The 6,441-nt window shown below is 37.5% G+C and carries 6 protein-coding genes and 1 pseudogene; 4 read left to right on the forward strand and 3 right to left on the reverse strand.

Features of this window, described 5'->3' with window-relative positions; genetic code table 11:
- The 3 genes and pseudogenes from nikC to nikE all read left to right on the forward strand — a co-directional run.
- Positions 1 to 174: pseudogene (gene nikC, locus AB685_RS32205) on the forward strand (nickel ABC transporter permease subunit NikC); the annotation flags it as partial.
- A 20-nt stretch (positions 175 to 194) separates the two neighbouring features.
- A complete protein-coding gene (locus tag AB685_RS24970; RefSeq protein ID WP_047973298.1) occupies positions 195 to 1,025 on the forward strand; it encodes an ABC transporter ATP-binding protein in 831 nt (276 codons plus the stop codon).
- Positions 1,026 to 1,058: 33 nt separating this feature from the next.
- Positions 1,059 to 1,880, forward strand: a complete 822-nt coding sequence (gene nikE / locus AB685_RS24975; protein ID WP_047973293.1) for a nickel import ATP-binding protein NikE — start codon at positions 1,059 to 1,061, stop codon at positions 1,878 to 1,880.
- Positions 1,881 to 2,089: 209 nt separating this feature from the next.
- Here nikE and AB685_RS24980 read toward each other — a convergent pair whose 3' ends face one another.
- The 3 genes from AB685_RS24980 to AB685_RS24990 form a co-directional block, all read right to left on the reverse strand.
- Positions 2,090 to 3,412, reverse strand: a complete 1,323-nt coding sequence (locus AB685_RS24980) for a citrate:proton symporter (protein WP_047973294.1) — start codon at positions 3,410 to 3,412, stop codon at positions 2,090 to 2,092.
- A gap of 188 nt (positions 3,413 to 3,600) precedes the next feature.
- Positions 3,601 to 4,296 (reverse strand): response regulator, encoded by a 696-nt coding sequence (locus tag AB685_RS24985; RefSeq protein WP_047973295.1) that lies wholly within the window; start codon positions 4,294 to 4,296, stop codon positions 3,601 to 3,603.
- Between the two features lie 11 nt (positions 4,297 to 4,307).
- The gene (locus tag AB685_RS24990; protein ID WP_047973296.1) at positions 4,308 to 5,954 is read right to left on the reverse strand and encodes a sensor histidine kinase; all 1,647 of its coding nucleotides are present in this window, start codon (positions 5,952 to 5,954) and stop codon (positions 4,308 to 4,310) included.
- Between the two features lie 155 nt (positions 5,955 to 6,109).
- Between AB685_RS24990 and AB685_RS24995 the strand changes: the two genes are divergently transcribed.
- Positions 6,110 to 6,441, forward strand: a 332-nt coding sequence (locus AB685_RS24995; protein ID WP_047973297.1) for a hypothetical protein, incomplete at its 3' end; no start/stop codon positions are given.

The raw sequence follows: 6,441 nt of genomic DNA on the forward strand, positions 1-6,441 counted from the left end.
GGGGTACAACCCCCTATACCAGAATGGGGAGCGATGATACATGAAGGAAAGTCATATATCAGAACCAATCCTACACTAATGATTTATCCTGGTTTAATGATCATGTTAGTCGTTGTTACTTTTAATTTACTAGGAGAATCACTGTCAGAGCTTTTTGGGGTTAAACGTCGATAATGCAAAAGGACTGTTTAAAAATGGATATAACTAAAAAAGATATTCTGAATGTAAAAGACTTACATGTACAAGTAAGAACCAAAGAAGGGTTTTCCACGCTTGTTGAGGGTATTTCTTTCGGAATTAAAAAAGGGGAAATTCTAGGTCTTGTCGGGGAAAGTGGCAGTGGTAAAACCATTACAAGTATGTCTATCTTACAGCTACACAACAGGAAAAAAATGAATATTAAAGGAAGCATTACACTACAAGGTAAAGAGTTGAATGGTTTAGAAAATAGAGAGATGCGGAAGATTCGAGGGAAAGATATTGCTTTTATTATGCAAAATCCCATGAATGCTTTTACCCCCGTTTTTACGATTGGTCATCAATTTATCGAAACGATCAAATCTCATACAGCATTAAATAAAAACCAAGCAAGGGAGCTTGCGTTTGATGTGATGCAAAGTGTGAATTTGCCAGAACCTGATAAATTATTAAAAAAATATCCTTTTGAATTGAGCGGAGGCATGCTTCAAAGAGTGATGATTTCAATGGCTGCATGTTTACAGCCCTCTGTTATTATTGCGGATGAGCCTACGACAGCACTTGATCTTCATAGCCAATTATTAGTACTTCGCCTCTTAGATAAATTGCGTTCTGAGTTAGGAACAACTATTTTACTCATTTCTCATGACCTGGGTGTGATTTCAGAAATGGCTGATGATGTTATTGTTATGCAAAATGGTAGAATAGTTGAAACTGCAAATGTATTAGATTTATTTGATAACCCACAGCATGAGTACACGAAGAAGTTGTTAAGGACCAGACCTAGCTTATATACAGAGAAACAACCAAATGTCTATATGTTGTGATTACCGATTAAAGATTACGAGGGGTGRAGCCCATTGAGCTTATTGCAGGTAAACCAGGTACACCTTAGTTTTAATTCTAGAAAATTATTTAAAGGTAAAAATCAATCAAATAATGTACTTACTAATATTACCTTTGCTATAGAAGAAGGAACATGTTTGGGCTTAATTGGTACAAGCGGAGCTGGGAAAAGCACCTTAGGGAAAGTAATTCTTGGCATTCAGCCGCCACAGCAAGGGCAAGTTTTGTTTCAAGGGCATGACATATATAGTACGGATAAAAATACTCAAAAGAAAATACGTCGCGATCTACAAGTTGTATTTCAGGACTCATATTCAGCTGTTAACCCCAGAATGACAGCAGAAGGCATTATTAGTGAACCGTTAGAAAATTATGAGAAACTAACCAACGGAGAACGTAGAAAAAGAATTATTGAGCTATTAGAAAGAGTAGGGTTAGGTGAAAAAGATTTAAAAAAGTATCCGCATCAATTTAGTGGTGGCCAATTGCAAAGGATTACCATTGCTAGGGCTATTGCACTTAAACCGAAGTTAATAGTTCTAGATGAATCCGTAAGTAGTTTAGATAAGGTRACACAAAGTTTAATTTTGCAATTATTAGATGAATTAAAGTTTGACTTCGGCTTATCTTATCTTTTTATAACACATGATATTAAAGCTGCATTTACAATCTCTGATAAAATTGGCGTTCTTGAAAAAGGAGAATTGATTGAATACTACGATTCAAAAGATCAATTTTTTTCATCTAGACATCCTGTTGTTAGAAGATTAAGAGATTCGATTCTTTCTGAGCACCCACGTTTTCGAACACTTACGTCGAGGGAGCGATTGGTATAATAAAAGGAAGCGAAATAATTACTTAAACCGCACTTTTTGCACCTATTGTAAAAGATATTCACATTCTTACCTTAGGGCCTTGCTCTCATAAAGCCTGAAAATATTGTTTTTCATCAAAGTAGTAGTGTAGGTCAAAATGTGAGAATGACCACTTTGACCACATTATAAAAAGCTTCTCATTAATATTGAATGAGAAGCTTTTTTGTTTCCTATACAATCCCTATCACAACCGCAATCACTAGTAACACCACACTGAAGCCCCAAATCCAGAAGAAGGAGTATCGGATGTGTTTACCCATCTCAAGTCMAGCTAACCCAAGAGCCAGCCATAGAGCAGGTGAGAAAGGGCTAATAAATGTCCCGATGATGTTTCCGATTATCATAGCATACGCAGCTGAGGTAGACTCAACTCCATATGATGTAACGATTTGCTCAACGACCGGTAAGAGAGCAAAGTAATAAGCATCTGTGTTTAAAATTAGTTCAAACGGGGCTCCGAAAAAGCCAATGATCAAATGAAGATGAGGAATGATGAAAGCTGGTAATAAGGTAACAAGACCAGTAGCAAGAGCATCAAGCATTCCAGTCCCGCCTAATATTCCTAGGAAAGAACCAGCTGCTAAAATGATGGCAGCCATTAAAAGAGCGTTCGGAGCATGAGCTTTGATTCTCTCCATCTGATCATCCACTTTAGGATAGTTAAGTGGTAAYGCGATACTTAATGCAATCATAAAGATAAATCCTGCCGGGAGAATACCCCAGACTAGCATAGCGATCAACCCAAGTGTTAACAATAGATTGATCCAAAGTAACTTAGGTCTTGTAAGACTACTATCTTTTGCCTTAGGTACTTCTTCATCTGAGTAATCAGTAGCTGCAGCAACTTCTAATTGCTGATCAGATTCAAATGTCAACTTCTCAATCCTGCGTTTCTCACGGAGCCCTAAGAAGTAAGCCAGCCCCAATAACAGAACAAGCGCTATGATTTGAAGTGGAATGAGAGGTCTCCAGAGTTCTGTTGGATCCATCCCTAAAACAGAGCCGGCACGTCCGATCGGTCCAGCCCAGGGCACCATATTCATAATACTTGCGCTAGTTCCAACTAATAAGAGCAAGAGATAAGGGTTCATCTTCAAGCGCTTATATAATGGAAGGAGGGCGGGTATCGTTATTAAGAATGTGGAAGCTCCTGATCCATCTAGGTGAGCAACGGCTGCAATAATGACGGTTCCTACCGCCACAGCAACAATATTACCTCTTGAAATTTTGATAACCTTGTTAATTATCGGATCAAATAATCCTGCATCCTGCATAATTCCGAAGTAAAGAATCGCAAAGATGAACATGATGACAATACCCATGACTTGATTCACACCGTCGTTAAAAAAGACGCCGATATCGACTATGGTAAAGCCAGCTAAAAGAGCCCCGATAATCGGAATGGTGATAAGGCTTATAATAGGTGTCATTTTGCCGCTAAGAAGAAATAGGACAATAGCTAAGATTGTAAAAAATCCAATAATACTAAGCATAATTCTCTCCCCTTATAAAGTAAGATAAAGAGGGATAGTGAAAGCGTATACAAACACTTCCAAATAAATAAACCCCTCTATTTTTCTAATTATCTGATATTACAGAACTTTAACATGAAAAATAAGAGGGATGAAGTTTATGAACATTAATACAATAATGTTCGTTTTGGGTATTTTGTTCATTTTGTTCACGGGGTAGTATAACGTCTTTCGGGTCTTCCTACATCACCATATTTTAATTCTGCTTCTGCTTGGTTAATTGAGACTAAATATTCTAAGTACCGTCTTGCGGTAGAACGACTCGTACCAACTACTTCCCCTATGTCGCTTGCAGTCAGTCCGTTACGTCCTATGCTTAGGGCGCTTTTCACTTTTTCTAATGTTAAACTATCAATTCCTTTTGGTAGCTTATTGTGATCGTTTGAAAGGGAAAGTGTAGAGCCTGCAACTCCAGTCAATTGATCGATCTCATCTTGAGATAACTGATCTTTTACAGCCAGTGTGGTTCGTTGCTTTTTGTATCTTTCTAACGTGCTTTTAAACCGATTAAAATCAACAGGCTTCACGATATAGTCAAAAATACCGCCACGAAGGACTTCTTCAAATGTGGGTACTTCTTTTGCAGCTGTAGTCATAATAAGATCAACATTCGGTTGGTTTCTGCGAATACTCCAGAACAGTTCGAGCCCTTCTACATCAGGAATATAAACATCTAATAAAACAAGGTCCGGCAACGGATGATTAGATAGAAGTAACTCGGTTTCAGCACCTGTTTTACATATACGAATAACTTCAAAGCCTTCCACCTTTTCAACAAAGCGTTGAGTGATTTCCGCTACACGAAAATCATCTTCAACAATTAAAATTTTATATAATTCTTTCATGGTCTGCCTCCTTAAATCTCTGAGTCTTTTGGGATGGTGATAACGAAGCAAGCACCTCCAAGGTCGCTCTCTTCTAGATAAATGTTTCCTCCTGCTACTAGGAGCGCCTCTTTAGTAAGAGCAAGGCCAAATCCGCGATGAGCTCCTTTTTTAGTTGAGAATCCTTTAGTGAATATCTCATTTGCTAAATCCGGAGGGATCCCTGGACCAGAGTCCTCAATTTCAAAAATAATATCATCACCGATATCTGTGAAAAACACATTCACCTGACGAGTGGAATGATGATTTGTTTTAGCAGAATCTATTGCATTCTCAATAAGGTTGCCTAAAGCMGTCAGTAGTAAATCGCGTTTATGTTCTTCTAATGGATAGGTTAGCTGGCTTCCGTCTTCAATCACCATTTCAACTCTTTGTTCCATAGCTTGGTTGAGCTTACCAAGAAGGATCGCGTTGATCATTGGGTCTGGAACCTTTTCTAGTAAGAAATGAATCCAATCTTGTTGAATGTTGTTCTCCTTTTTAATGAACGATATGGCTTCCTTTTTTCTATTTAATTGTAGCAAACCTAAAATGGTAAAAAGCTTGTTCGAAAATTCATGAGTTTGTGCACGTAAGGCATCTGCATATTGCTTTGTTTTAGTTAGTTCTTTCGTAAGTTGATCAATTTCTGTTTTATTACGAAATGTTGAAACAGCCCCAATTAACTTTTTTTCATAAAAGATAGGAACACGGTTGACTAAAACCGTAATGCCTCCTATGTACATCTGTTTGTCAAAATGACTTTCCCCAGTATGAAGAACTTGTGGCAGGGCGGACTGAGGCAAAACCTCTTTAATAGGTTTACCGATTGGGCTTATTAATGCCTTATTTTGATCATAAAGTAACTTCAGGGCAGCGTGATTAGCTAGAGTGATCATTCCTTCTTGATTAACAGCAATGATCCCTTCATGTGTAGATTGTAAGATGGTTTCCTTTTGCAATAATAGGTGGGTGATTTCCTCAGGTTCTAAACCAAATAATAACTTTTTAATATAATGAGCAATGAATATAGCACCAATGATACCGAAGCTGACAATTAAGAAAAGAACGAACCAAAGTTCTCTGCTGTATATATGGATTAAGCTGTGTACATCATTAATTAAGTATCCTACTGAAACGACACCGACAATCTCACTTTCTGAGTACACAGGAACCTTTCCTCGAATGGAGTAGCCTAAGGACCCGATTGCTTTAGAAACATAAGACTCACCATCAATTAAAGCAGGCTCATTATCCTCACCAATCATTTTTAAGCCGATTTTTTCTAAATCTGGGTGAGCGTAGCGGATTTCATCTGTATTTCCTACAACAATAAACTCTGCACCAGTAGCTTCTTGAATCGGTTTAACTAAAGGTTGAATAACAGAGGCAGGATCGGGCTCTGCAAAAGCCTCTTGTAGTTCAGGGATGTGAGAAATACTTGTCGCCACACTTAAGGCTCTTTCTCCCAATTGAGTTTCGATCGTGTCTGAGAAGAAGTAATGGAGAAACACACCCATTGTAATGAACATAAGCGAAATAAGTGTACCAATTAAAAGAATCATTTTTAGTTTCAGCTTAATTTTAACATTCGGTTTAAGAAGGAACTTTTCATAAGCATTATGTTGAAATAGATTCAATAGAAGCTCCCCTTTTTATTAGTTCTATCTAGATTTACTTTTATTATCATCTCAAATGAAAGAAGTATCAAGGTTGTAAAATTGTGGTTGTATCTATTGTCTAGGTTTCAGACTTAATAAGAGAGGGGATTAGTCATACAAAGGAGATGACGAAGATGAGATATGAAGAATTTAAATTAGCACTTATCAATTCGAGACCTGGTGATTGGTTGTATGATCACGACACGAGTATGTATGTATTAAAGGATAATATATCAATTACAATTGATTCAGATATTACGGTTCCAAGCGAAGGCTTTAGTGAGGATTGGGTTTCGGTTTATGAAGATGATATTGYTTATGAGAAGTTCTTTAATCTTCGCTATAACGGAGTTCCGATTGAGCGTTTCCATACCGTTGCAGTAGATGGGTTTCGCGTGTTTATTCCCTATCCAGATAAAGAACGAATGACGATTACTGAAGAGCAATATCGAATTGCCGATATTGT

It is taken from the genome of Bacillus sp. LL01, assembly GCF_001037965.1.

What these genes read in the sequence shown, in the direction of transcription:
- AB685_RS24970 (WP_047973298.1), top strand. Translation starts at nt 195, where the DNA reads ATGGATATAACTAAAAAAGATATTCTGAATGTAAAAGACTTACATGTA.
- AB685_RS24985 (WP_047973295.1), bottom strand. Translation starts at nt 4,296, where the DNA reads ATGAAAGAATTATATAAAATTTTAATTGTTGAAGATGATTTTCGTGTA.